General features: G+C 56.2%; 37 protein-coding genes and 1 tRNA gene. 25 read left to right on the top strand and 13 right to left on the bottom strand.

From position 1 onward, the window contains the following. Nucleotides 1–85: 85 nt before the first annotated feature. The 6 genes from pheS (at nt 86) to HGP31_RS11215 (ending at nt 4,939) form a co-directional block, all read left to right on the top strand. Entirely contained in the window at nt 86–1,102 is a 1,017-nt protein-coding gene (pheS, locus tag HGP31_RS11190; RefSeq protein ID WP_020799067.1) for a phenylalanine--tRNA ligase subunit alpha, read from the top strand. Between the two features lie 26 nt (nt 1,103–1,128). Then, entirely contained in the window at nt 1,129–3,510 is a 2,382-nt protein-coding gene (gene pheT, locus HGP31_RS11195; RefSeq protein ID WP_033042613.1) for a phenylalanine--tRNA ligase subunit beta, read from the top strand. 3 nt (nt 3,511–3,513) lie between these two features. Next, nucleotides 3,514–3,816 (top strand): integration host factor subunit alpha, encoded by a 303-nt coding sequence (gene ihfA, locus HGP31_RS11200; RefSeq protein WP_002553164.1) that lies wholly within the window; start codon nt 3,514–3,516, stop codon nt 3,814–3,816. Next, on the top strand, nt 3,797–4,153 hold the full coding sequence (locus tag HGP31_RS11205; RefSeq protein ID WP_003179985.1) for a MerR family transcriptional regulator: 357 nt from the start codon (nt 3,797–3,799) through the stop codon (nt 4,151–4,153). The genes ihfA and HGP31_RS11205 overlap by 20 nt, the downstream gene beginning before the upstream one ends. A gap of 89 nt (nt 4,154–4,242) precedes the next feature. Further along, nucleotides 4,243–4,319: transfer RNA gene (locus tag HGP31_RS11210), tRNA-Pro, on the top strand. A 53-nt stretch (nt 4,320–4,372) separates the two neighbouring features. Then, nucleotides 4,373–4,939: a hypothetical protein gene (locus tag HGP31_RS11215; protein ID WP_168757685.1), complete on the top strand. Its 567-nt coding sequence runs from the start codon at nt 4,373–4,375 to the stop codon at nt 4,937–4,939. Here the strand turns inward: HGP31_RS11215 and HGP31_RS11220 are convergent, their stop codons facing one another. Together HGP31_RS11220 and HGP31_RS11225 are read right to left on the bottom strand one after the other, a co-directional pair. Next, complete coding sequence (locus HGP31_RS11220) at nt 4,940–6,055, bottom strand: tyrosine-type recombinase/integrase (RefSeq protein ID WP_168759156.1); 1,116 nt, start codon at nt 6,053–6,055, stop codon at nt 4,940–4,942. Further along, nucleotides 6,055–6,267: a hypothetical protein gene (locus HGP31_RS11225; RefSeq protein ID WP_104449552.1), complete on the bottom strand. Its 213-nt coding sequence runs from the start codon at nt 6,265–6,267 to the stop codon at nt 6,055–6,057. Before HGP31_RS11225 ends, HGP31_RS11220 begins: the two co-directional genes overlap by 1 nt. A 538-nt stretch (nt 6,268–6,805) precedes the next feature. Between HGP31_RS11225 and HGP31_RS11230 the strand changes: the two genes are divergently transcribed. Continuing rightward, the gene (locus HGP31_RS11230; RefSeq protein WP_168757686.1) at nt 6,806–7,897 is read left to right on the top strand and encodes an ATP-binding protein; all 1,092 of its coding nucleotides are present in this window, start codon (nt 6,806–6,808) and stop codon (nt 7,895–7,897) included. 134 nt (nt 7,898–8,031) lie between these two features. Continuing rightward, nucleotides 8,032–8,598 carry a hypothetical protein gene (locus HGP31_RS11235; protein WP_168757687.1) on the top strand — a complete coding sequence of 189 codons (567 nt, stop codon included), beginning with the start codon at nt 8,032–8,034 and terminating at the stop codon, nt 8,596–8,598. A gap of 132 nt (nt 8,599–8,730) precedes the next feature. Here HGP31_RS11235 and HGP31_RS11240 read toward each other — a convergent pair whose 3' ends face one another. From HGP31_RS11240 to HGP31_RS11265, 6 genes are all read right to left on the bottom strand, one after another. After that, a complete protein-coding gene (locus HGP31_RS11240) occupies nt 8,731–9,546 on the bottom strand; it encodes a DUF2303 family protein (RefSeq protein ID WP_168757688.1) in 816 nt (271 codons plus the stop codon). A 26-nt stretch (nt 9,547–9,572) separates the two neighbouring features. Next, nucleotides 9,573–9,920, bottom strand: a complete 348-nt coding sequence (locus HGP31_RS11245) for a hypothetical protein (protein ID WP_168757689.1) — start codon at nt 9,918–9,920, stop codon at nt 9,573–9,575. Nucleotides 9,921–10,010: 90 nt separating this feature from the next. Continuing rightward, nucleotides 10,011–10,325, bottom strand: coding sequence for a hypothetical protein (locus tag HGP31_RS11250; protein WP_168757690.1), 315 nt, complete (start codon nt 10,323–10,325; stop codon nt 10,011–10,013). After that, a complete protein-coding gene (locus HGP31_RS11255) occupies nt 10,322–10,603 on the bottom strand; it encodes a hypothetical protein (RefSeq protein ID WP_168757691.1) in 282 nt (93 codons plus the stop codon). Before HGP31_RS11255 ends, HGP31_RS11250 begins: the two co-directional genes overlap by 4 nt. A gap of 316 nt (nt 10,604–10,919) precedes the next feature. Then, nucleotides 10,920–11,594, bottom strand: a complete 675-nt coding sequence (locus HGP31_RS11260) for a polysaccharide lyase family 7 protein (protein ID WP_020799057.1) — start codon at nt 11,592–11,594, stop codon at nt 10,920–10,922. Nucleotides 11,595–11,941: 347 nt separating this feature from the next. Continuing rightward, nucleotides 11,942–12,334: a response regulator transcription factor gene (locus HGP31_RS11265; RefSeq protein ID WP_168757692.1), complete on the bottom strand. Its 393-nt coding sequence runs from the start codon at nt 12,332–12,334 to the stop codon at nt 11,942–11,944. Nucleotides 12,335–12,753: 419 nt separating this feature from the next. Here HGP31_RS11265 and HGP31_RS11270 point away from each other — a divergent pair, with 419 nt between their 5' ends. Then, nucleotides 12,754–13,065, top strand: a complete 312-nt coding sequence (locus HGP31_RS11270; RefSeq protein WP_168757693.1) for a DUF1654 domain-containing protein — start codon at nt 12,754–12,756, stop codon at nt 13,063–13,065. A 132-nt stretch (nt 13,066–13,197) separates the two neighbouring features. Further along, nucleotides 13,198–13,419 carry a hypothetical protein gene (locus HGP31_RS11275; protein WP_168757694.1) on the top strand — a complete coding sequence of 74 codons (222 nt, stop codon included), beginning with the start codon at nt 13,198–13,200 and terminating at the stop codon, nt 13,417–13,419. 407 nt (nt 13,420–13,826) lie between these two features. On the opposite strand, the gene HGP31_RS11280 is transcribed toward HGP31_RS11275, so the two are convergent. The 4 genes from HGP31_RS11280 to HGP31_RS11295 form a co-directional block, all read right to left on the bottom strand. After that, nucleotides 13,827–14,006, bottom strand: coding sequence for a hypothetical protein (locus HGP31_RS11280; RefSeq protein WP_168757695.1), 180 nt, complete (start codon nt 14,004–14,006; stop codon nt 13,827–13,829). A 118-nt stretch (nt 14,007–14,124) separates the two neighbouring features. Continuing rightward, on the bottom strand, nt 14,125–14,298 hold the full coding sequence (locus tag HGP31_RS11285) for a hypothetical protein (protein ID WP_338106382.1): 174 nt from the start codon (nt 14,296–14,298) through the stop codon (nt 14,125–14,127). Between the two features lie 7 nt (nt 14,299–14,305). Then, nucleotides 14,306–14,539: a hypothetical protein gene (locus HGP31_RS11290; RefSeq protein WP_168757696.1), complete on the bottom strand. Its 234-nt coding sequence runs from the start codon at nt 14,537–14,539 to the stop codon at nt 14,306–14,308. A gap of 4 nt (nt 14,540–14,543) precedes the next feature. Then, on the bottom strand, nt 14,544–15,425 hold the full coding sequence (locus HGP31_RS11295; protein WP_168757697.1) for a LexA family transcriptional regulator: 882 nt from the start codon (nt 15,423–15,425) through the stop codon (nt 14,544–14,546). A 105-nt stretch (nt 15,426–15,530) separates the two neighbouring features. Here HGP31_RS11295 and HGP31_RS11300 point away from each other — a divergent pair, with 105 nt between their 5' ends. The 12 genes from HGP31_RS11300 to HGP31_RS11355 all read left to right on the top strand — a co-directional run bounded on the left by HGP31_RS11300 (nt 15,531) and on the right by HGP31_RS11355 (nt 21,789). Beyond that, nucleotides 15,531–15,725, top strand: a complete 195-nt coding sequence (locus HGP31_RS11300; RefSeq protein WP_168757698.1) for a Cro/CI family transcriptional regulator — start codon at nt 15,531–15,533, stop codon at nt 15,723–15,725. Between the two features lie 33 nt (nt 15,726–15,758). Next, complete coding sequence (locus HGP31_RS11305; protein ID WP_020799051.1) at nt 15,759–15,962, top strand: hypothetical protein; 204 nt, start codon at nt 15,759–15,761, stop codon at nt 15,960–15,962. Between the two features lie 249 nt (nt 15,963–16,211). Next, nucleotides 16,212–16,493 (top strand): hypothetical protein, encoded by a 282-nt coding sequence (locus HGP31_RS11310; protein ID WP_168757699.1) that lies wholly within the window; start codon nt 16,212–16,214, stop codon nt 16,491–16,493. Then, nucleotides 16,444–17,148, top strand: a complete 705-nt coding sequence (locus tag HGP31_RS11315; protein ID WP_240963535.1) for a phage antirepressor KilAC domain-containing protein — start codon at nt 16,444–16,446, stop codon at nt 17,146–17,148. The genes HGP31_RS11310 and HGP31_RS11315 overlap by 50 nt, the downstream gene beginning before the upstream one ends. Next, nucleotides 17,148–17,900 carry a DnaT-like ssDNA-binding domain-containing protein gene (locus tag HGP31_RS11320; RefSeq protein ID WP_168757700.1) on the top strand — a complete coding sequence of 251 codons (753 nt, stop codon included), beginning with the start codon at nt 17,148–17,150 and terminating at the stop codon, nt 17,898–17,900. The genes HGP31_RS11315 and HGP31_RS11320 overlap by 1 nt, the downstream gene beginning before the upstream one ends. Next, the gene (locus HGP31_RS11325; RefSeq protein WP_240963536.1) at nt 17,876–18,580 is read left to right on the top strand and encodes a replication protein P; all 705 of its coding nucleotides are present in this window, start codon (nt 17,876–17,878) and stop codon (nt 18,578–18,580) included. The genes HGP31_RS11320 and HGP31_RS11325 overlap by 25 nt, the downstream gene beginning before the upstream one ends. Beyond that, nucleotides 18,573–18,776 carry a hypothetical protein gene (locus tag HGP31_RS11330; protein WP_168757701.1) on the top strand — a complete coding sequence of 68 codons (204 nt, stop codon included), beginning with the start codon at nt 18,573–18,575 and terminating at the stop codon, nt 18,774–18,776. The genes HGP31_RS11325 and HGP31_RS11330 overlap by 8 nt, the downstream gene beginning before the upstream one ends. A gap of 112 nt (nt 18,777–18,888) precedes the next feature. Continuing rightward, nucleotides 18,889–19,320: a VRR-NUC domain-containing protein gene (locus HGP31_RS11335; RefSeq protein WP_168757702.1), complete on the top strand. Its 432-nt coding sequence runs from the start codon at nt 18,889–18,891 to the stop codon at nt 19,318–19,320. Next, entirely contained in the window at nt 19,317–20,597 is a 1,281-nt protein-coding gene (locus tag HGP31_RS11340; RefSeq protein ID WP_168757703.1) for a tyrosine-type recombinase/integrase, read from the top strand. Before HGP31_RS11335 ends, HGP31_RS11340 begins: the two co-directional genes overlap by 4 nt. Before the next feature lie 2 nt (nt 20,598–20,599). Continuing rightward, a complete protein-coding gene (locus HGP31_RS11345) occupies nt 20,600–21,112 on the top strand; it encodes a hypothetical protein (RefSeq protein ID WP_168757704.1) in 513 nt (170 codons plus the stop codon). After that, nucleotides 21,112–21,432: a hypothetical protein gene (locus HGP31_RS11350; RefSeq protein ID WP_168757705.1), complete on the top strand. Its 321-nt coding sequence runs from the start codon at nt 21,112–21,114 to the stop codon at nt 21,430–21,432. The genes HGP31_RS11345 and HGP31_RS11350 overlap by 1 nt, the downstream gene beginning before the upstream one ends. A gap of 3 nt (nt 21,433–21,435) precedes the next feature. Continuing rightward, the gene (locus tag HGP31_RS11355; protein ID WP_168757706.1) at nt 21,436–21,789 is read left to right on the top strand and encodes an antiterminator Q family protein; all 354 of its coding nucleotides are present in this window, start codon (nt 21,436–21,438) and stop codon (nt 21,787–21,789) included. Between the two features lie 96 nt (nt 21,790–21,885). Here the strand turns inward: HGP31_RS11355 and HGP31_RS11360 are convergent, their stop codons facing one another. Further along, the gene (locus tag HGP31_RS11360; RefSeq protein WP_168757707.1) at nt 21,886–22,119 is read right to left on the bottom strand and encodes a hypothetical protein; all 234 of its coding nucleotides are present in this window, start codon (nt 22,117–22,119) and stop codon (nt 21,886–21,888) included. A gap of 204 nt (nt 22,120–22,323) precedes the next feature. On the opposite strand from HGP31_RS11360, the gene HGP31_RS11365 reads away from it, so the two are divergent. From HGP31_RS11365 to HGP31_RS11375, 3 genes are read left to right on the top strand one after another with little or no spacing between them, the layout of a single operon-like run. Next, nucleotides 22,324–22,653, top strand: coding sequence for an MFS transporter (locus HGP31_RS11365; RefSeq protein ID WP_168757708.1), 330 nt, complete (start codon nt 22,324–22,326; stop codon nt 22,651–22,653). Further along, nucleotides 22,650–22,994 carry a hypothetical protein gene (locus tag HGP31_RS11370; protein ID WP_168757709.1) on the top strand — a complete coding sequence of 115 codons (345 nt, stop codon included), beginning with the start codon at nt 22,650–22,652 and terminating at the stop codon, nt 22,992–22,994. The genes HGP31_RS11365 and HGP31_RS11370 overlap by 4 nt, the downstream gene beginning before the upstream one ends. Before the next feature lie 8 nt (nt 22,995–23,002). Then, nucleotides 23,003–23,743 carry a hypothetical protein gene (locus HGP31_RS11375; RefSeq protein ID WP_168757710.1) on the top strand — a complete coding sequence of 247 codons (741 nt, stop codon included), beginning with the start codon at nt 23,003–23,005 and terminating at the stop codon, nt 23,741–23,743. Nucleotides 23,744–23,785: the final 42 nt, after the last annotated feature.

Raw genomic sequence — 23,785 nt, forward strand, 5'->3', positions numbered from 1 at the left:
CACCTCTGTGGGGCCAGGTGTTAAACGTCATAAATAGGGGAAGAGCCTTCAAGCTCTTCCCCTATTTTGTATCTGGAGTCTGTACATGGAAAACCTGGATGCGCTCGTCTCTCAAGCACTAGAGGCTGTGCAAAGCGCTGAAGATATCAATGCCCTGGAGCAAATCCGGGTTCACTACCTTGGCAAGAAGGGCGAGTTGACTCAGGTGATGAAGACCCTGGGGAATTTGCCGGCAGAAGAGCGTCCGCAAGTCGGCGCCCTGATCAACGTTGCCAAGGAGCGTGTCACAGAGGTCCTCAATGCCCGCAAGGCACTGTTTGAAGAGGCCGACATGGCCGCCAAACTGTCTGCCGAGTCCATTGACGTGACCCTGCCTGGCCGTGGCCAGGCCTCGGGTGGTCTGCATCCGGTTACTCGCACTCTGGAACGTATCGAACAGTTCTTCACCCATATTGGCTACGGCATTGCCGAGGGCCCTGAGGTCGAAGACGACTACCACAACTTCGAAGCGCTCAACATCCCTGGCCATCACCCGGCCCGGTCGATGCATGACACCTTCTATTTCAATGCCAACATGTTGCTGCGCACCCATACCTCGCCGGTACAGGTCCGCACCATGGAGTCGAAACAGCCACCGATCCGCATCGTCTGCCCAGGCCGTGTGTACCGTAGCGACTCGGATATCACCCACTCGCCGATGTTCCACCAGGTCGAAGGCCTGCTGGTCGATCGCGACATCAATTTCGCCGACCTCAAAGGCACCATCGAAGAATTCCTGCGGGTGTTCTTCGAGAAAGAACTGGCCGTGCGTTTCCGTCCTTCCTACTTCCCGTTCACCGAGCCGTCGGCCGAAGTCGACATGGAATGCGTGATGTGCAGCGGTAAAGGTTGCCGCGTCTGCAAGCAGACCGGCTGGCTGGAAGTGATGGGCTGCGGCATGGTTCACCCGAACGTGCTGCGCATGTCCGGGATCGACCCGGAAGAGTTTTCGGGCTTCGCCTTCGGCATGGGCGTCGAGCGTCTGGCCATGCTGCGTTACGGCGTGAACGACTTGCGTCTGTTCTTCGACAACGACTTGCGGTTCCTCGCGCAATTTCGCTAGTCGTAACGAATTCTTAGGAGAGCAGGATGAAATTCAGTGAACAATGGCTGCGTGGCTGGGTAAGCCCGCAGGTAAGTCGCGACGAGCTGGTTGCCCGTCTGTCGATGGCCGGTCTTGAGGTCGATAGCGTGACGCCGGCCGCCGGCGAATTCACCGGTGTGATCGTTGGCGAGGTGCTGAGCACCGAGCAGCACCCGGACGCCGACAAGCTGCGCGTTTGCCAGGTCAGCAATGGCTCGCAGACCTTCCAGGTGGTTTGCGGCGCGCCAAACGTGCGCCCGGGCCTGAAGATCCCGTTCGCCACCCTCGGTGCCGAACTGCCGGGCGACTTCAAGATCAAGAAAGCCAAGCTGCGTGGCGTCGAATCCAATGGCATGCTGTGCTCGCAAGCCGAGCTGCAAGTGGGCGAGGGCAACGACGGCCTGATGGAACTGCCGGCGGATGCGCCGGTAGGCCAGGACATTCGTGAATACCTGGGCCTGGACGATGCCAGCATCGAAGTCGACCTGACGCCGAACCGTGGTGACTGCCTGTCCCTGGCCGGCCTGGCCCGCGAAGTCGGCGCGCTGTATGCCGCGCCGGTCACTCGTCCGGTAGTCGCCACTGTCGCGGCTGTGCACGATGAAGTGCGTTCGGTGGAAGTGCTGGCCCCTGCCGCCTGCCCGCGTTACCTGGGTCGCGTGATCCGTAACGTCGACCTGTCCAAGGCAACTCCGCTATGGATGGTCGAGCGCCTGCGCCGTGCCGACGTGCGCAGCATCGACGCCGCCGTCGATATCACCAACTACGTGATGCTGGAGCTGGGTCAACCGCTGCACGCCTTCGATCTCGCCGAAATCAATGGCGGCATCCGCGTGCGCATGGCCGAGGAAGGCGAGAAACTGGTTCTGCTCGACGGCCAGGAAGTCAGCCTGCGTAGCGATACGCTGGTGATCGCCGACCATACCCGTGCCCTGGCAATCGCCGGCGTCATGGGTGGCGAGCACAGTGGCGTGAACACCGCGACCACTCGCGATATCTTCCTGGAAAGCGCGTTCTTCGATCAGATCGCTGTCGCTGGCAAGGCCCGTTCCTATGGCCTGCACACCGACGCATCGCACCGTTACGAACGCGGTGTGGACTGGCAGCTTGCCCGTGAAGCCATGGAGCGCGCCACTGGCCTGCTGCTGGAAATCACCGGTGGCGAAGCCGGCCCGATCATCGAGACCGTCAGCGAGCAGCACCTGCCGAAGATTGCCCCGGTCACCCTGCGTGCCCAGCGCATCACCCAGATGCTGGGCATGGAAATGGATTCGGCCGAAGTCGAGCGTCTGCTCAACGCCTTGGGCCTGACCGTTACTGCCGATGGGGCAGGGCAGTGGCGCGTAGAAGTGCCAAGCCATCGTTTCGATATCAGCCTGGAAGTCGACCTGATCGAGGAACTGGCTCGCCTGTACGGCTACAACCGCCTGCCGGTTCGTTACCCGCAGGCGCGCCTGGCACCGCAAGCCAAGGCCGAAGCCCGTAGTGACCTGCCTGAGCTGCGCCGTCTGCTGGTCGCCCGTGGTTACCAGGAAGCGATCACCTACAGCTTCATCGATCCGAAACAGTTCGAGCTGTTCAATCCAGGTGTCGAGCCGCTGCTACTGGCCAACCCGATCTCGAACGACATGGCCGCCATGCGCTCGTCCTTGTGGCCAGGCCTGGTCAAGGCGCTGTCGCACAACCTGAACCGCCAGCAGGATCGCGTTCGTCTGTTCGAGAGCGGCCTGCGTTTCGTCGGCCAGCTCGAAGGGCTCAAGCAAGAGCCGATGCTCGCCGGTGTCGTGTGCGGCAGCCGTCTGCCGGAAGGCTGGGCGCAGGGTCGCGATACGGTCGACTTCTTCGACGTCAAGGCTGACGTGGAAGCGGTGTTGGGCTTTGCCGGTGCTCTGGATGCCTTCAGTTTCGTGCCGGGTAAACACCCTGCGTTGCACCCGGGTCAAACCGCGCGCATCGAGCGCGAAGGTCGTCTGGTCGGTTTCGTTGGCGCCATCCACCCAGAGTTGTCGAAAACCTTGGGCCTGGATCGTCCAGTCTTCGTTTTCGAGCTGGTCCTGGCGGAAGTGGCCTCGGGCAAAATGCCTAAATTCCAAGAGTTGTCGCGCTTTCCTGAAGTGCGTCGTGACCTTGCACTGATTGCGCACAAAGACGTCGCTGCCGCGGCAGTACTCGACGTAATCCGTGAAAATGCAGGCGAATGGCTGACAGACCTCAGGCTATTTGACGTGTATCAGGGTAAAGGCATTGATCCTGATAGAAAAAGCCTCGCAGTTGGCTTGACCTGGCAGCATCCATCGCGCACTCTTAATGACGATGAGGTGAATTCTACGACGCAAAACATCCTCACCTCGCTCGAACAAAGGTTGGACGCCACGTTAAGGAAGTGACGTATGGGGGCTTTGACGAAAGCTGAGATGGCGGAACGTCTGTATGAAGAGCTGGGCCTGAACAAGCGGGAAGCCAAGGAATTGGTAGAGCTGTTTTTCGAGGAAATCAGGCACGCTCTTGAAGACAACGAGCAGGTCAAATTGTCCGGTTTCGGCAATTTCGACCTTCGGGACAAACGCCAGCGGCCTGGCCGCAACCCGAAAACGGGGGAAGAAATCCCGATCACGGCTCGCCGTGTGGTCACCTTTCGTCCAGGGCAGAAGTTGAAGGCCCGAGTTGAGGCTTATGCTGGAACCAAGTCATAACGACGAACTTCCCGTCATCCCAGGCAAACGCTACTTCACCATTGGTGAAGTCAGCGAGCTGTGTGCGGTAAAACCACACGTGCTGCGCTACTGGGAGCAGGAGTTTCCTCAGCTCAACCCCGTCAAACGTCGCGGAAACCGCCGGTATTATCAGCGCCAGGACGTGCTGATGATCCGGCAGATCCGTGCGCTGCTGTACGATCAGGGTTTCACCATCGGCGGCGCACGCCTGCGCCTGTCCGGCGATGAAGCCAAAGACGACACCACCCAGTACAAACAGATGATCCGGCAGATGATTGCAGAGCTCGAAGATGTGCTGGTTGTCCTCAAGAAATAAATTTCTGCTTTTAAATACTTCCAGTTTTCAAAAGCTTGCGATATATTCTTGAGCGTTCCTCGAGGTGAGGAACAGGTTACACGCCTAGTCGGGGCGTAGCGCAGTCCGGTAGCGCACTAGCATGGGGTGCTAGGGGTCGAGTGTTCGAATCACTCCGTCCCGACCATTATTCCTGAGTAACATCAGACACTTAAGCCGATCAACCAGATCGGCTTTTTTGTGCCTGCGCAAAGCGCGCGCAAAACTGGCGCAAAACTCATTGAGGAAATGTCGTCTGATAGGGGCTGTATGGTCAATGTAGAGTTCAGCAAGAAACACGACGAACGATTTGAAAAGCACTTTTCGTCGCAGATGGATGACATAACACTCATCTTGAAATGTCATCTGATGTTGGAAGAAATGCTTCGCGATTTCTGCTCTGAGATGGTTCCCCAGCCCCAGTTTTTGAAAGACTCTCGCTTTACGTTTGCTCAGATCTTGGACCTCTCCCGGGCTTTGTACCCAGCGGAAATAAAACTTGGTGGCATGGTTGAGCTGTGGTCACTGTGCGAGAAGATCAATCGAATTCGCAACATCATGGCCCATGCGCTGGACCCGGACTCTTCCAAATTGGATAACCATAAGGCCGCTATCATTGAGGCTGTCAGGTTGCGAGGAGAGGGGAACACCTCTGCATTGGAGTTCGTGGGATGCCTCACACACGTCTTGGGTGCGTTTAGCCTGATACTGCAGGTTGGTGTTACACACAACAATGGCGAAGACTTTCGGGAAATTCCAAAAAAGTAGTTATGTGCCGGCGATCTCGCTAATGTCTAGATCTGGAATTGCCTCAGACCATACGATTTCGGCGTGATCCCGCTGGTAGTTTTTGGTCATGCTCTCGCTGGCGTGCCCGGCGATCTTCTGCCCGTCCTTTCCGGCTTTCTGATACAGATGCAGCGACAATGCTCGCACTTCGTGGAAGCCCGGCATTTCCTCTTCCTTCCATCCCTTGTAACACTCCGCCGCCTCCCGAGCCGCTTTGAAGGCCCGAGTCAAATATCGCTCTTCGACCTGCGTCCAGTGATCTTTTGTCTGCGCCTGTTTCTGCTTCTTGCGATCAGGACGGCGATGGACCAGGTACGGCGAGACGATGTCATCCCGGCATCGGCTGATCACCGCCTGGAGCTCATCGGTCACTTTGAACCGGATCCAGGCCGCATCAGTGGCCTTGGCCGTCTTCTGCTGCACCACATACAGAAACCCCTCCCGAACCCCATCGAATCGCATGTTGAGGATGTCGGTGCGTCGTTGCGCGGTGATCAGTGCCAAGTCGATTGCGTTCTGCAGCCAAGCCGGCGACTTTTCCCGAATAGCCTTCAATCCCTCGATGGTGTGTCGCTTGCGCTGTTTCTTCTCGATCCGGTTGATGGTACTGGTCGCCGGGTTATCCGGGCACAACCCCTTCGCCGCGGCGTGATTGAATATGTCGATGAGCAGGGCGCGGCACTGGTTGGCAGTGCGAGGGGTTAGGGCGTCCAACATCTCCGCGATCATGCGGATCGTGATCTGGTCCACGGCCTTGTCTTCGAAGTGCTTCCGAAAGCGCCGGAAGTGCACCGCATATAATCCCAAGGTGCCTTTGGCCAGATCTCGCGGCGGCAGGACGTCGCGCTCGTAAATGTCGAGAAACCCGGTGAACAGATCTGATGTCCTGCCCATGACGGCGCCAACCAAGTCGGCGCCACGCATGAATTCAAGGTTCAGTTGTTTCGCGGCATCAATAGCTTTGACGCGGTCGGCGCCGAATGGAAACCACTTCCCGTCGGTAGGCCGTCGATAGCGATAGGTCGAGCGCCGCGCGTCGTAGTACAGGTTCTGCGGAAGCCCCTTGTTTGCAGGATTGCGCGGCCGTGGCACCATCATGCAGCTCCTTTCAATACCATTGCGACCAGGTCGTTGCCGTTCGAGCGACTGAATGCGGCCCAGTCAACGTACCAGAGTTTCCCGATCTGCTCGCCGGGCACAATGCCATTGCGGATATGGTTGCGAATAGCTTGGGGGCATTGCGGGGTTCCGTTTTCTCCCCAGCGCCGGCGCTGAAACTCACTGATCTTAATCAGTTCTTTTTTCATAGGATGCTCCTTGCCGCGCGTGGCGGCAGAAGGTGGTTAAGATTTATTAGCGACCCACTTGATTAACTCCACTTCATCGTTCGGTCGAACCTTGAGATCACCCCAACTGAGCTCGCGCACGATTCCGAGAATTTCGCAGGCTGCCATTCCAACGCGTTCGGCGAGGCGTTGCAGGAATTAGCTATGATTTCGCAATGCCTGCTTTTCGTAGGGCAAAATCAGCCGCATAGGGTTCGACTTTTGGCGCACGTCATGCCCAGCATGCTTTCGAAAAGCATTGAGAATCCCTCGCCCGCGGTTCACCGGTAGGCATGAATGAATGGGGAACGTGGAACGGTGTGAGGCCTGTTGTTCTTTTTGCAAGGAGAGTGATGGTTCTTTTTTTTGTCACTGCTATTTGAGAAAAAATCTGAGGTCCTATCGTTGTAGGTTTGGCTGTGCCATCATTGGAAGGTTTGAATTTGTTCAGGATGAGCGATTGAGGGCTTGTGCATGAAACTTGTTTCATTGGAATACTCAGAATTTCTCGGAATGGGTGTTGCAAAAGCTCACTCTTGGCCAGAAAAACTTAATTGTTGGTCGAAATTCAACAGGTAAAACCCGGACTTTACATGTCCTTGCAAGTCTCGCTAGGGCCCTATCTAGCCCTCAAAGTGTGATGCCTCCGTCAGGTAATTATTACTGTGAATGGGATGGTTCAGGCGGGCAATCGTATATCTACGAGTATGTTGTGGAGGGAGGGGTCGTCAAGTCAGAGAAGCTGGCTATCGACGGGAAGATATTACTTGATAGAAAAGAGGGCGGTATAGGCGAAATTTTCTTCGAACAGGTCAACAACGGTCAGTTTTTGCCGTTTCAAACGCCTGTAAACGAATTTGCAATTACGATGCGTCGAGATACTTTACAACATTCATTCATTGAGCCACTTCACCAATGGGCTGCAGAAGTAAGGCATTACTATTTCGGTAGCTCGCTTGGGAAGGAACATCTAGCGATCTTTGCTCCAAATATGCCACCTGTTGATGAAAGAGATCCAAACCAGGTTGTTGGCTTATTCAAAAATGCAGTGAGAGATTATGGTGATGAGTTTGTAAATGCTGTGGTCAGCGATATGCGCTCGCTAAACTATAATATTGAGACTGTTGAAATTGGGTTTCCAGTTTCGGTGATACCTTCGGCAGTGCCTCCCGGTATAAATTGTGTGCGCGTTAAGGAGACTGGTGTAAGAGGTTATGTTGATCAGTTGACGATGTCACAGGGGATGTATAGGGTTCTTGCTCTGTTGATTAATATAAATTACCTTGTGGTAAAGAAGTCCAGTACTTGTCTTATAATCGACGATATTGGTGAGGGATTGGATTTCGAAAGAGCGTGTGGCTTGATTGGTGTGCTCAGGAAGAAAGCAGACGAGTCTGATATCCAAATCATTATGTCTACTAACGATCGGTTCGTGATGAATGAAGTGCCGCTGTCTGAATGGACCATACTGCATCGCGTTGGATCGACTGTCAGCGTAAGTAATTACATTAATTCTAAGGAGAAGTTTGATGAGTTTAGATTTACTGGGCTGAGCAATTTTTCTTTTTTTGAAATGGATTATCTGTCTGAAAGTGGAGAGGTGGAGAAATGAGGCGGCTGGCATTTTTTGTAGAGGGATATTCAGAAATGCTTTTCGTCGAACAGCTACTTTTGGAGATAGCGAATAGGTCCCAGGTCAGGATCGAGCAAAGGAGTATCAAAGGAGGCAGAAAAGTCCCCAGGAGCATGATTACCGTTAAAGCGGCGGCTCCCGACGAGGGGCAACAATATTTTGTGCTGATTTTCGATTGTGGAGGCGATCATCAGGTTCGCACTCGGTTAAAGGAAGAGCATCAAGGCCTCACGGAAGCGGGCTATGAGAAAATAATTTGTATTCGTGATGTCCGGCCTGACTTCAGTCGTGCCGAAATTGCCCAATTAGCGGCTGGTCTCGAGAAGGGGCTAATCCCAGGATTGGTGCCTGTAGACTTTATTCTATCTACGATGGAGCTTGAAGCCTGGTTCCTTGCTGAGTTTAACCATTACGTTAAGATTGATCCGTTGATCACAAATGAAGCAATATTCGCGGCAATCGGATTTGACCCTGCTATAGATGATCCGGCTACAAGAGATGAGCCAGCTAACGATTTGAGACAGTGTTATGCCCTCGGCGGGAAGACCTATGAAAAATCAGAGTCTGGCAGAACAATTAGTGCGCTAGATTACGCTTATATCTACACTAATTTGGTTTGCAGAATCCCCGAAATCCAACGAATTGCAAATCATATCGATGAGTTCCTGACTCCGGCTTAGAAATGGTACCTTCTATGTATGCGCAGCAGGCAATAGGGATAGAGTGTAACTAAGTTCCATCGTTACCCTGAGCCACTTAGAGCAATCATTGAGGGTGGATCAGGCCGGTTGCCCGGCCTGGAGCACTTGCACTTACTTTGGATCGAATGCACCCAGGGATAGAGCAGCGGCATTGCCGATCTTTTTCTGAAGCACCGTCTTGAACTCTTGGGCGATGTCCTCGCGCTGAACTTCTTCACCAACCCAGCGCAGTTTCAAAGCCGGTTGCGAGCTGCTGGTGATGACAGAAATCCGTAAATTGATCCGCTGCTCGGTCAAACCCTCGTACGGGATAGTGCTGAATAACAGGGCAGCTGGCAGCGTTTCTTTGCTTCGGGCCTCGATTTGATCCATGGCGCTACGGCTTGCGCTGGTATCGCCGACAGTGGTTTCGGATTCGTTGGTGGCCTTGATCGTGATCGTGCGTACAGCAGCGATGGCCCGGGCGACAGGAATTTCTTTGCCTTCGTCATCAACAGGGGTCAGGTACTGATGCCAGTCTTCGATCCAATCGCTCAGATCCTTCTGCGTCATGACCCGGCCACCAATGCCTTGAGCGGCCTTGTAGCCTGCCGACGGCTTCAACTTCAGAATCGCGCGGTCATCTGCGTGCCCTGGCAGTGCATCGGTGCCCAGGTTGAAGAGCAAAGTGCAGGTCATTTCGTCCTGGTCGATGAAGCCCTTGGCGGATGGGATTGCCCGGGCGGCGACATACGCGCTGAAGTCGGTCAGCGAATGGGTCGAGTAAATGCCACGGAAACGGCTGCGCCCAGCCTGCCATTTTTCCAAAGTGACCACCTGGCAGCCTTCGGGAAGGACGATGGCTGGGGTTTGAGTTGCCAACGCTTTACCGCTCGCTTCGAGCGCGGTGTCGATGATGAGCTGGATCGCTTCTTTGGTCAGAGACATTCTTCAGTTCCTTAGTGGTCGATCGATTAAGTGCGAGGGGTGATAGGCGCTTGTTCGCGGCTGAAGAGCTGATCGTGTTTCTCCGCGAAGAGAGTGATCTTGCCGCCGGAGCCGACATGCATCGGCGTGTCCAGGCTGGTGTTCTCGCTACGGGTACCGCGTTTGGTCGGCACCTTGTAGTCGAGCTTGTGCTTGATCTTCACTTGGCTGGATTCGCCGATCTGGCTGAAGTCCAGGGTGATCACCAGTTTGCCGGCCTTGCCGTGGTCAACAACCCCGGAGGCTACTTCGGACAGGGCGTGGCCGATTTGGCTGGCGAAAGCGCCGCCATTCAGTTCTTCAAGGAACTCGGCGGTATCGGTTGGGATTGGCATGGCTGTTTCTCCGGAATGGCCGACAGGCCGCTGGTTGAAGGTCGAATTGCGTCTGACGAAGGCGCTGTCGCACCTGGTTGCAAATGCGTCTCACGGTGGCCCCGGGAACTTGATGTTGTTCTCGCGGGAGATGAGCCTGGCGCGCTTGGTTTCCATGCCCATGGTCTTGGCGGCTTCGATGACGGTGTATCCGGCGTCGGCCAGTACCTTTAGGCGCGGCGCCTGCTTGTTGCGTTCGATGCGCAGCTTGTTGCTGTGGGAGGTGCCGAACATGGCCTCCTTCTCACCAGTTACGCCGGCGGCAATCTCCTGCGCTGTGCGGCCGGCTCCGAAGAATTGATCGAGCTGCTGGTTCAGGTTCGCAATGAGCGAGTCCCGCGGGTTGGGCATTGGTACGCCGATCATTTCCGATCCTCTGACAGTGAGACCTTGATGCTGTCGGCGCGCGCTTCCAGTTGCTGGGCGAAATTCACAGCTTCTTTCCAAGTCCAGCGGAAACCCTTCACCTTGCGGGTGGCCAATTCGATGATGTGATACGCCTTGCCCTTGGTGACGACCTGGTAGCGGATCTTTTGCACAGGCAGCTCCCTGCCGATCATTGAGTAGAATTCGGACGTCGCGATGACTGAGCGAAGGCGCAGGGCCTGAAGACCGGCGAAGCTCTGCTGCATGAGTGATTGCATGGCTTGTTCCTCGGTAAGGGTTGCGTGTATTCGTCAGCACTCGGCCGCCTGCTGGTTGCCGTTGGGCGTAGGGGAGAGTGCTGACGGATAAAGGCGGGCAAAAGAAAGGCCCGTGGACGTTCGGGCCTTTCGCAGATGCAGTGATTTTCTGGCTTTGGTCTATTTCATGGCGGTAGCCCTCTTGCGGGAGAAGTGGAAAAACTATTCCGGTTAGGTGCAATTTGTTTCCGGTGCCGCCGGATGCAGGGGGCCGCATTGCGCAGTGCAGAATCATCCGCATCCAGCAGGTATCAGCGGGCTGACGTGGCTCCGGGTCTTACCCGTGAGTGATGGATAGATCAGTAATCACGCAAATCGAACCATCCTCAGGATCGGTTGATTCGGAGTAGTCGATCTGGTTGTACACGCCGCCGTGGAAGGCGAGCGTTTTCGTGTCCCAAGTGTTGTCGAGGCGCATGATCGCGGAGGTGGATTTGGCGCCGTTGCAGCTTGCAGATACCGATACAGCGCCGCTCGAATTGGCGTGAATGTTGATCTTGAAGAGTGCGCCGAGCGGCACGTTTTCCAGTACTGTCGAGTTGACCGGATCGTCTTGCAGGTAGCTCGACCGGAACCCCATGGTGATTTTGCCTTTGTTCCAGAACACCTTTACTGGTGGGCGTTCAGAGCCCTGCACATGAATTTGGCCGATCACGACCTTCTGCAACGAATTGACCTTCGTCAGCCGCATTTCTTGACGGCACCAATGGTCTGCGGCACTGGCAAACAGCCAATAGCCAGGCTCTTTCCATTCACAGCGAGTCCGATGGACGCTTTTACTGGAAGCGCCAAGTGTGGGCGCTGTCATCTGCAGCGATCCGTCGGGAAGCATCGATATGACGCTTGGGCATTCGATCAACGCTCGCCAGCCGATCAAGTCCAGGGAGATAGGGTTTGTGTCGGAAATTGGAAGTGGGGTGGCGATGATGAAATTGCTGATATCTACAGTCATTGTCGATTCCTTATTTCATTTGATGTCACCTGTGCTCTGTTGAGCCCTTCGCTGATGTAGGCCTACATCCCGCTGCACCCTGTCGCCAAGGTGCAGAAGTGATGCTGTCCAATCAGCGATGGCGTCGAATTGATGAAGGGAGGCGGTCATGGAGGATCTGAATCCGTTCTTCATCGAACCATTCGGGCTCCAGCACCACATTGGCGCCTTTGGGGCTTGGCGGTTGAAGCAAGTAACGGTCGCAACCAGTGAGATACGTGGCCCGTGCGACAATGGTTCCGTAAAACTCGGTGACCTTGTCTTCGGCTTTCTGTCCAGGTCGATCATGACTTTTCCTTTGAGGTGAGTTACGCCGCGCGCTCCAGCGTTTCAGCGCGACGGGTGATTCGTATCTGGGCGATTCGAACTGAAGGCGGCCGGCGGTCGCGGCGGGCTGGTTCGACTGACTGGATGTTGGTCACAGCGTTCATGGTCATCAACGTGGCCAGGACAAAGCACATCGGGGAGATGATCTGCCGGCGCATTGCTTCAGCGACCAGAGCTGCCCGGCGGGTGACGCCGAGCTTGAACATTGCGTTGGTAAGGCGTTTCGCAACAGTGGCCGGCGAGATACCGGCCTCCCGGGCGATTTCCTTTGCAGTCAGCCCAAGGGCAACCCAAAGCAGGAACTGCAATTCTCGCGGTGCCAGGCCACGACCGAGGTGACCCTTCCATGCGCCATTTACGATTTCTGTTTCCATCGTCGTGACTCCCGGTTGTTTTCCCAATGCACCCGGCCAACCAGGTGCATCAGTGAAACTTTCCGTCCTATTGCCGCCGGAGGGGCGGGGCGCATTGCTTGCCGGGTCATTCACACGGTTCTGGCGTTTCACCATCGAGCAACCGTCCAGGTTGGTCCTGTCGTGGGCAGGCTTTCGGGTCTGTCTGCTCGCCGGTCGCCGGTAGAGGCAATGCGGTCTGTTGGTTTGTTGCGCTGACTGTTAAAGAGCGGCGGGTGACTTGACCCTTTGCTTCCGGTCCCGATGTGGGGACTGGGTTGCGATGGATGTAGTTAACCATCGGTATATTTTAACGTCAATACCGATGGTTAATTTATTTTCGGATGGTGTAGGATATGCTCCGCAACAACTGGATATGCATACAGCAATAGGGGGCAAGAATGGCGAAGCCGAAAAAGCAATCTCAACCAGTAGAGCGTCGTGAAATCAGCGGAATTGAAAGGCTTGGATTGCGCGTGTCATCGATGATCAACCACCCTGTGGCGCAGACCCAGCGATGGGTGACGATCCATCGTTTGGACACTGACGGAGACCGGGAGTGGGAGGAGGTGATGGGCTTGTTGTCCGAAACGGACGGCATAGACATGACGTTCAACGACGATGAGTCGGTGACACTGAGGTGGGAGGCGAGTACTGAAGAAGACCGGTCCGTGGCGGTTGCAGAAGAGGCTGAGGAGCCGGCCCCTTTCTGACAGGCACGAAAAAGCCCGCTCAATGGCGGGCTTTGAAATTGACTGGGTTTAACTCGTTTCGCCGTACGTCGCCAACGCTGAACACAAATTCTGCCTGTCCCTCTACCGAAGTAGTCGATAGAGGATGCTCACATGGTTGACGATCGAAAAAAACAAGCGCTTACCGATTGGCTGAAGCTTCTTGCTCAGCCGGAGATTCGTATGGACGCTGAAGAGCAATATGACGAGTTACTAAAGATGGCGGATGCAATGGAGCGGGAAGGGCTGGTTTCGGAAGTGGAGTGGCGACAGCTAATCAGGGATGCGGGCGTTGTTTTTGCGCAGGCAAGGGAAGGCCTGGAGGGCGGGACCTAGGGCACAAACCAAAAGCCCGCACTGGGCGGGCTGTTTTTTCTCACACTGGTCGCTACTCCTTCAGCTGAAGTCAGCATAGACCGTGTCTACGGGGTTGCAACTCTGAAACGAAAAGCCCGGCACTTCGCCGGGCTTTGATGCAGGTGGCCACATCAGCGGGTATGAGGACTTCATCAAGGACGAAGCTTTAAGTCATGCAAGACAGGAGCTTGGGTTGTTCAAAAAACGTAAAAAATCGAAACGCTAGGGTATGAATACAACGAGGAAGCTCTAGCTGCTGGTGAGTATGATGAGCTCCTGATCGAGGAATGAGGCCGGCGAAGGGGCAGGAGTCATTCTTGGCCCTTGTGCTTTACGCCCCAGCCCCTACAACTAACTCAGCCTTCTCCCGAAAAATCCCTTCCGCCCTAATACTTCGCATTTTTATCAGGAGGCAACTCTTGTTTCTTGATGAGCAATAGCTCGGCTTCTTCGTACTCTTGCTCCGTCATCGGCATGTTGCCCTCCGGGAGGAGAGGGGGCGCTGGCTCGTGAGCGCTGCAGCCAGCAAGCAAGGTCAGCGCAAAAAATGTCATCGCGTTTGTCATATCTATCCTTGGAACCAATAAAGCTCCTTGTTTTACAAATCTCTGCCACGCCTACTCAGGCTAGGCTCGCGTTATTTGCCCAGCCTTCATCTCTTCCACATATATTGTCAGCTTGTCGTCAGCCTCCTGAATGCTCACCGCAATTTTCATGAGCTCCCGAGAATCGTCTTCCTGAACCGTACTCTGACAGCTTGGTGGCAACTTTAAACAGGTCGACACCCGACCACTTCAGCAGATCCGCTGCCTGCTTGAGATCGTGCCACAGTTCTTGAGTCGGTTTGGTGAGTGCCATGCGGACCTCAGGCTAGCGACTCAGGATTTCGGGTGGATATTTCCGCCGATCGAGCATTAAGTCTTGCTTCGCCAGCTTTGAAAATAGTGATCAGGTGATGGATGGCCTGAGCGTCGATCTCATTGCCGGCCAGACTGAGCCGCTCAGCAATACGCTTGAGTTCCACCGCTGACCACTTTAGGTCAGAGGCAATGCCCTGAAGGTCGCGCTTTAGGTCTTGGTCTGGCTTCTTCAACGTCATATAGTCACACCAGGTTAGCGTTCCACACGAGCAGCACGCGCGCCTGGATGTAGGTGTCTTCTGCCTTGATTGTTTGAGGCGGATGCCGAGGGTTATCAGAGAGCATATTGATCTGTTCGTCTCCCAGCCACTGAAGCCGCTTGATGTAGAGATGTCCTTCCCAAGAGAACATGTAGATCCCATCACCAGTGAACTCACGGATGCTGATATCGACGAGGAGGGGGTCGCGGTGCTTGATCGTTGGCGCCATTGACTGACCCCACCCGGTCACCATCTTGAGATGGAAGTGCTCCTTGAAATCAACTCCCATCTCGCGAAGATGTTGCGGGCTCACCCTCACATCCTGGAGCATCTCCGGATAGTCGTGTGGAATTTGCCCGCCACCCATTGCAGCGCGCACATCGTAATGTGCGATCCACACCTCATCACCCATTACCCCGGGGCGATAGTAGTCGATCTCGATTGCGCCACCGCCTTCTTCAGCCTCGGCGACGGCAATTAAGCGTCTGCGAGCGTCTTCAGAAAGGTTTTTCCCGCTTCGACTCAGCATGTCCCGGATTGCGTCAGCCGCTGTCGCGCCGGAGGTATCGCCAACACTGGGGGCCTTGGTGACCGGGGCCCCGGTCAGGTTTCGAATTTCTTCGGCCAAGCGAGGACTGAAGGCCTCCACTGGCTCTTGAATTAAGCGCGCCAATACCGCCGCAAATTGAGCGTTTAGCGGGTTTATGCCTTTGAAATACAGGTTCACAGCTGCCGGTGTCATGCCAGCTGCATCAGCGATCTTCTTTTGGCTGAGCTTTAGCTCGTTCTTCTTTGAGAGGAACAGAGCATGCGCGGCCTCGCACTCCGCCATTCGGTCTGGAGGCAATATTCGTTTCTTTGTCATCGCGCGAATGTATACCAACGGTTAAAAATAAGAAGAAACCATCGGTATTGATTAAAAATTAACAGATGGTTAATATCGGCCTCATATATAACCCGAGGCTTGATCATGAATGAGACCCCCCTCGACAAGTTTGTTGCTGAAAAAGGGCAGTCCGAGGCCGCAAGGCTCCTTCGTGTGACCGCTCCGGCAATCCACAAAGCACTTAGCGTTAAAAGGGACATCCGTGTCCTTGAGCTTCCTGACGGCAGTTTTCAGGCCAAAGAGCAGCGCCCGTTCCCATCGCAGAAATCAGCCGCCTAACCCAGCCCTGTCACCGAATGCGGAAGTGAACCTATGGCCTACGACGATAAAGCCCACCGGCACGAGCACCAGGTGAAGGTGCGCCTCGATGACGAAGTCTTTCAGGAACTGAAGGACGTTGCTCGCGACATGAAGCTGCAACACAGCGTGCTTAGCCGAGAAATCATCGAGGCCGCGCTAGAGGTCAAGCGAACGCTCGGAGAGCTGCCGTTTGAACTGGAGAAACGACGCGCCTGAGAAGGCGACGGAGGGGGATTCATGCCCAGTGCAGTAGTTGACTTACGGAAGGGCGACACGGAGGACCTGGCGCGATGGGCGTCGGAGATCGGGATCACCCCGGATGCATTGGCCTCGCAGATTTTGCGACTAGCCATGCCGGGACTGAAAAAGGCAGCAAGCGACAACGTCCCAATCGACAGCAACGTGGTTGCCTTCAGTCCCAAGCGATGAGTACCGGCCCTTATTAGGGACCGCACGGTGCGGAAGGTGGACCGGTTGCAGATTTCAAGATTGGCGCTGGTCCCTGTTTCGGGACTGGAAGAAGAAATGGTCATGGGGGTCGTCCCTGATCGAGCTGTTGAAGCAAGTATCGCGGGAATAGGGCGGCACGGGCAGAACATCGGATTAGCTGTTGATTCATCCAGTGCTGAAATGACAGGCACAAAAAAGCCGGTGGCTAGACCGGCTTCTTCAAAACGCAAAACACTGAGGGGCCATTATGAACACGATCGTCGCTCCAAGCAATACGGTCACCATGTCGAGCCGTGAGATCGCCAATCTCACTAGCAAGCAGCACAAGGACGTCATTCGCGACATCCGCGTGATGCGCAAGGCGCTGTCGGATGATGGCGCAGATCTGCGCCATCTCCGGGAAGTGAAGGACGGGCGGGACTACACCGCTGAATTCCACCTTGATCGCGTCCTTACTGAAACCCTGTTGACCGGTTACAGCATCCCACTTCGTCATCGTGTCGTGACACGTTTAGGCGAACTGGAAAACCTGTCGCGACAGGTTGTCTCGATCCCTCAATCTCTCCCAGAAGCCCTCCGACTTGCCGCAGATCTCGCAGACAAGAACGGCGAGCTTCAACTTGTCATATCAAAGCAGGCCCCGAAGGTCGCCGCCATCAACAGGCTCGCTGCAGCCGGTGGCGCGATCTGCATCACTGACGCAGCCAAGCTGCTCAGTATGGCTCCGGCGCGCCTGTTCGCTTGGCTGGAGCAGCACCGCTGGATCTTCCGGCGCCACGGGTGCAAGCGCTGGGTTGCCTATCAGCCGCGCATCACCTCGGGTCACATGACCCACAAAGTTACAGCCCTCAAGCCGGATCCTGAAACCGGAATCGAGCGAGCTGCCTTCGACCCTATGGTCACCCCGAAAGGCCTAACCCGCCTCGCTGAACTTCTGCAGGAGGCCGCGTAATGGCCGGCGACTGGATCAAATTCGAACTCACCACCCTGGACAAGCCTGAGGTTTGCCAGATTGCGGACTTGGCCGATATCGACCCCGACGCTGTTGTCGGCAAATTGATGCGCGTGTGGGGATGGTTCGACCAACAAACCGAAAACGGTAACGCTCCGAGCGTTAGCAAAAAGTTACTTGATCGTCTCGTCGGCGTTATCGGCTTCTGCGAACACATGAAGTCGGTCGCCTGGATGATCGAGGCCGAGGGTGTGATCAGTCTTCCGCATTTCGAGCGGCACAACGGGAAGACCGCTAAAAACAGGCTTCTCACGGCAAAACGCGTTGCGAATCACAAGGCGAGTAACGGTAAAAGTAACGCTGCGAACGTTAGCGGTGCGTTACCTAAAGAAGATTTAGAGAAGAATAAAGAACCTCTCTCTGCGCAGGAGGCCGTCGACCCTCGCATGCCCAGCGAAATGACCCTCGACTGGGTACCGGATCAAACGCTGCTGAAAACCTACGCCTTGCACCGCGGGTTGTCCCTTGACCTGTTCACTGAGCAAGTTCGCGTCGCATTCACTGGTCACTACGAGCCTCAGCACCAGGTCAACACCCAGGCTGAATGGGTGGGCATGCTGGTCAAGTGGGTGAACAACGACAAGGCCCGGGCTGCTGCCGCTTCGAATGTGAAGCAATTCAAGCCGAAGCAGGCGCCTGCATCAGACTTTGATGATGACGACACCGAATGGCAGAACGGGGTGAACTCATGAAGACCGTCTCTGTGATTGCTCAAGACCTATGGGCGAAAGCCCAATCCGGTGAGTTCATCGCGGCGGGCGATGTACCTCCGGTGGCGAATGGAGCCCATAGCACGTTGGTGACAGCCATCAACGAGTTGTTCAAGGAACTGCGCTCCATTCGCTCGGCGTGGCGCCAGGCATGGCCCGACAAAGAAACCTACCGTGCTTCTAAGCGCCAATGGTTTCAAGCATTTCTCGAGGAAGGCATCTGCACTCAGGGTCAGATCGACTTCGGCATGACTCAGGTTCGCAAACAGCCCGGTGACTTCATTCCAAGCCCTGGCCAGTTCATCGAATGGTGCAAGCCAACCCCCGAAATGCTTGGTCTGCCACCGCTCGCTGCGGCGCACCGCGAGGCGTGTCGCAATGCTCACCCGGGCATGGCTGGCCAGGGTAAGTGGTCGCATGATGCGGTGTGGCACACCGCCAAGGAATGCGGATTCGAAAGCCTGAATAAGCTCGATACCCCGCTCAGCTTGAAGCTATTCGAACGCAACTACACGATCACCATCCGCCGATTGCTTGCCGGCTTGCCACTCCAGGCGATGCCCAAGGCTCTACCTGCCCGTGCCGCAGGAAGGGCGACGCCAGAAGTTGGCCAAGGAGCTCTTGCACAGTTGCGCGCGAAACTGGGAGGTGCCCGTGATTAATCCGTATCTCGCACCTACCGACCCGGTCGAGTACCGGTATGCGGTGCACTGCTGCGCCTACAAGTTGGATCTCACCGATAAACCAGATCGCGCTGTAGCGCTGTTCGAGCATCGCTCTGCTGCCGAGAAGTTCGGCGGTCTGATGTGGCCGAGCACTTTCGAAGTAATCGACATCACCACAGGAGAGAAGGCATGAACGACATCCTGCTTCATCTGTACATCGCGTTCATGACGGTCGCCGCCGTCGGCCTTTGGTGGGGCATCCGCCGTCTCGAGCGCCGTGCCCGAATCGCGCGGGGTAATCGCGAATGACGCCCGTCGTAATGAAGCAGTTCAAGCAGAAACCGGTACGCGCCAAGTCTATCGACCGCGAAGGGCAGGAACAGGCCGCGCTGATGACCGAGCTGCGGATCCGTATGCCGGATGTCGCTGACCTGATCTTTCACGTCCCGAACGGCGGGCATCGCGTGAAAGCCGTTGCTGCGAAGTTGAAGGCTCAGGGTGTGAAAGCCGGCATACCTGATCTGGTTCTGCCGATGGCTCGCGGCGGGTTCTTCGGTCTGTACATCGAATTCAAGGCCACGCCACCAAACGACGCCGCGATTTCGTCCAGCCAGCACGAACGCATTCGCAAGCTCAATGCTCAGGGTTATCTGGCGGTGGTGTGCCGTGGGCACTTCGACACGATGGAGCAGATCCGCGCCTACCTGCGGCTCGCTCCTACAGTGGTGGCCGCATGACCAGCGCCGCCGTGAAGATGTCCGACGCCGAAATCAAACGGCAGGCTTCCGGCAATGTCCGGGATTTGCGCGACGTCGAGAATCGCGGCCTGTACCTGCGTTTCACCAAGGCTCGTGCCCGGGCGTCCTGGTACTTGGTGACCAAGGGCGAATGGAACCTGATCGGCAGCTATCCCGACCTCAACACCAAGCAGGTGGTTGCTGCGCTGCCGGCCATCCGCCTGCGCCTGGAGGCCGGCACTGGCGCGAATCTGTCGAAGTGGGTCAATGTCGGCGAGCTGCTGACCTGGTACGCCGAGCGCATGTCGCGCGACCGCAACCTGTCGAGCAAGCGCAAGAAGACCGGCGCCTCGGCGATCAAATGCCACCTGATTCCACGCCTGGGCGAGCTTCCACTGACCGGTATCGACAAGGCAACACTCGACAGCCAGCTCATGTGGCCGCTGCAGGAAAGCATTTCCATCGACTACGTGCGCTCGGTGTTTCAGCTGTTGGCCCTGGCCTTCCGGCAGGCGTTCAAGCTGGGGCTGATCTCGGCCAACCCGATGGCGACCATCAAGTTCAGCGACTTCTCGAAGGCCAAGGTCGGGATCAAGCCGTCGCGCCTGCGTGGGGTTCAGCTGTCGGGGCTGCTGGAGCAGCTGGCCGCTGTCATGGAGCCCGCGCCGCTGGACGCCATGCTCGCCTTGATGATGCTCTGCCACGGCACGCGCATCGGCGAAACCCGGCAGGCGCGCTGGTCGCACATCAGCCTTGCTGAGCGTGAGTGGTTCATTCCAGCCGAACACACCAAAACCGGTGTTGAGCATCACCTGCCATTGACCGAGCAAGTGTGCGCGCTGCTCGTCAGTTATCGCGAAGGCCAGTACGCCAAGGGCTACGACGGCCAGTTCCTGTTCCCGGCGCGCAACGGCAAGGCCCTGAGTGAAGGCCAGGCCAGCGCCGTGTTCGTGCGGTTGGGGCAGGGCGAGTGGACCAGCCATGACCTGCGCAAGGTGGCCCGCACCGGTTGGGCAGACATCGGCATCGACTACCTGATTGGTGAGCTGCTGATCAACCACGCCATGGTGCACAACGTGAAGGTGTACATCCAGTCGGACGTGATGAGTCGCAAGCGTGATGCCCTAGAGCAGTGGCACGCCCATCTAGACCAGAAGGGTTTTGCCCTGATTCACGGATTGACCGGCTTTAGAACGGGAGATTCCGGTAATGCGCTGGAAGCCGCAGAACATAAGGGCTGCGAGGCCAATCAAGAATCAACCATAGGCGAGGTTTAAAAATGATGATTCAGGGTGATTTTCCGGACCTCGCCGAACTGCAACGGCTCGCCGAACTTGTGCCGGCTCTTGATGAGCGCCGCTGTCTGGTGGATCCGGAAGAGCACGGCCGGCGCTTTGTCGAAGAGGTCGTTCGGTTGTTCGATACCGATTACGGCATGGCAAAAGCGTTTATTTCTGAGGTCGAACGCCTCCAGGCCGAGAACGAGGCGCTGCGCAAGGCTGTGAACTTTTCGGTGGAGATGTTTGGAAAAATTACGAGCGGTGACGGATCTGGGCATGCCGATCTGTCGCGGGCGGTGCTGCGCATCGCCGGAGCCGCCCTGGCTGGTGATGATGTATTCCGCAAGGACGCCGAGCGGTATCGCTGGCTCCAGCGCCGCCTGATAGGAGTGCTGAAGGATTGGGATGATCGAGGGAAGGGCATGCTGGGGTTGTCCTTCATGATTCCGGGTGATGCATGGCGCACCTGCGACGAAAACATCGACGCCGCAATGGCGGGGGGCGGGCGGTGATGAAAAAGAACCACGGTCCAGCGTTTCGTGCCGCTCAACTCGATCTGGCTCGTTGCCCTGTCTGCAAGGGTAGGGCAGTGGTGAAGGGTGTCTTCCACGACTTGGCCTGCGTGCAGTGCAACGCCTCCGGTTGGATTGCTGCCGAGACTGGTGAGTCGCTGCCGCTGGAGATCCTGGTAACGCAGCTGAGCATTCGACTCCAGGCCGCAGATCAGCAGATCGAACAGTTGAAGAGCGGGTCGCTGATGGCCGGCCCGGCAGCGCAGTACGAACACAATAACCGTCGCGGTGCCGGCGGATCGAATTACACAGGGGATTGATCAATGGCCAGAACGAAGAGCTTCACCGAGCGCACATCGGAAGACCTGCTGGAGCATTGGGGTCGCTGGGTTGTACTGGGCTCAGGCGTATCCTGCTGCGCCTCTCGCGAGAACACCCTGCATACGCCGATGATCACTGATGACGACGCCTTGATGATTGACGGCCTGATGGGTCGTTTGTTGAAACGATACCCCGAATGCGGAAACGTGCTGATGAAGTACTACACTGCCCGGGATAAGGCGCTGGTCGATGTGGGCAAGAAGTTGGGTTTCGGTGAAGAGAAGACCCGGCAACTCTGGAAGGCTGGCATTGCCTGGATCGATGGTGCTTTAGATTTTCGTCGTGCGGCCGCTTGACAGGGCCGGGGGCGAGCTATAGATTTCAGTTACTTTGCGGTTTTTCCGCGAGCAAAGCCCGACTCATAGGTCGGGCTTTTTCGTTTCTGATACTCGTCAGATCCGAACAGCGAGTTCGCCGGTCGCAACGATTTCGTACTCCGTTTCGCTTTTTTTGTTCGCATTGCCGCCGCCAGCTACTTTGTATTGCTTCATTCCGTTGGCCCAACCGTTGTCCGCAGGGTTCAGGAATTCTTGGTAGATCTGGTGCGTGAACTCAGCTATGCCATAGACCTTTCCCGATTCGGTTTTGACTTTGAAAGCGTCTGTTTGCTGTTGCCGTTGTTTCATTGCTTCTTCCTTGTGGGTTGAGATAGAGAGGCGACGATAGTACTTAGCTGTTGCTCATTTGAGCCAGCCCACTTTTTAGTCAAAATTTCCATAGCCTCGGCATTTGCCGGGGCTTTTTCGTTTTCGGCCCACCACACCCATTGCTCCGAGCTGGGAGTGCCGCTGGGGCTGATTCAATCCTGTCATGCAGTCGGAGTCGAGCGCATGGATCTTCTGCACCGCCTGTTCGACAAAGCTGAGTGGCTGGTCGCGGGCCTGATTGGTGCCATCGTCGCAAGTTGGTGGCACAAGGACGACCTCACTGATTGGCGAGCCTGGGCAATATTCTTGGTCACTGGAGTGGCCTGCTCTCTGTATCTGACAGGCATGGTCAGCGCATACCTCGGTGTGACTGAGCCGAGCATCGTCGCCGGCATCGGTTTTCTACTTGGCACTTTCGGCGGCTCCCTCCTGGCGGCGATCAATCGCGCCATTAAAGCCGCGGATCTTTGGGCGCTCATCCGCCAGAGGTTCGGCGGAGGTAATCCACCATGAATTACGAATTGATCAGCTCCATCGCCTGTGGGGTGATAGCGCTGTGGGCAACCTGGTGTGTGCTGAGTGGCAGGGTCAGGGATGGCATCCTCGGGAAGCTGATCTACTCGGCGATCGCCATCAGTGGTTTCGTGGTGATGACCCGAAACCAGAACATCTTCATCGGCCCGACGACTGCCGGCCTGACGCTGCATGTGTCTCTGGCGTTGGCCGGGATAAGGCATGTTTTCATGGTTATCTGGTGGCAGAGAGTCAAGGCTTGGCTGTGCCGCACATTGAATTGCGAGCATTGCCTGGGCTGCAATAAAGGCCATGCACCAGATGACCGCCATAAAAGCTGAGGTGCAACATGGTCAGGATCGATGCCGGCACCAATGTGGAAGAGCTTTCGAAGGCCTTGCGCACATTGGGCGCCAAGCAACTGCCTTTCGCATTTGCGCTGATGGCTACAAAGTTGGCCATGCTGGTGAAAAAGGGCGAGCTCTCGGTAATGAGAGAGAGGCTTGATCGACCGACCGCCACCACACTGAACAGCCTTTATGTGAAGGCCGCCAAGAAGGGCAATCCCGAGGCCCGCACTTTCTTCAAAGATGCATGGACGTCTGGCGTTCCTGCTGACACCTATCTGCAACAAGCAGTAAAGGGTGGTCGTCGGCCTCACAAGCGTTTCGAGAAAGCCCTTATCGCGAAAGGTCTGATGAACTCGGGGCAGTACGCAATCCCAGCACCATCGGCAGTCAACCAATTCGGCAACGTCCCGCGCGGCACGATCATGAAGATCCTGTCGGGCCTCGGTGCGGCCGAAACGGTGAGTGGTGTGCAGGCCAACGCTACTGGCAGTAAACGCAGTAAGCGCAAGGGCAACGCCGACAAGTACTTCTCTGGTGATGTCGATGGTACCCAAGGTATTTGGGAGAGGAAGAAGACGGCGTTCGGTGATGCTGTTCGCCCTGTCTTCATCTTCAGTGACAGTGAGCCTGGGTATCGAGTGATCGTTCCGTTCTACAAGATCGCAGACAACATCGTGAAGGCGAACCGTGAGCGTGAGTTCGCCAGCGCGATGGATCAGGCGCTGTCCACAGCCCGATGATGGCCGGCAGGGGGAGGGGTACCCCCCCTTTGGGTCCTTCCC

Origin of the sequence: Pseudomonas umsongensis (assembly GCF_012647205.1) — a bacterium.
GTDB lineage: Bacteria > Pseudomonadota > Gammaproteobacteria > Pseudomonadales > Pseudomonadaceae > Aquipseudomonas > Aquipseudomonas umsongensis.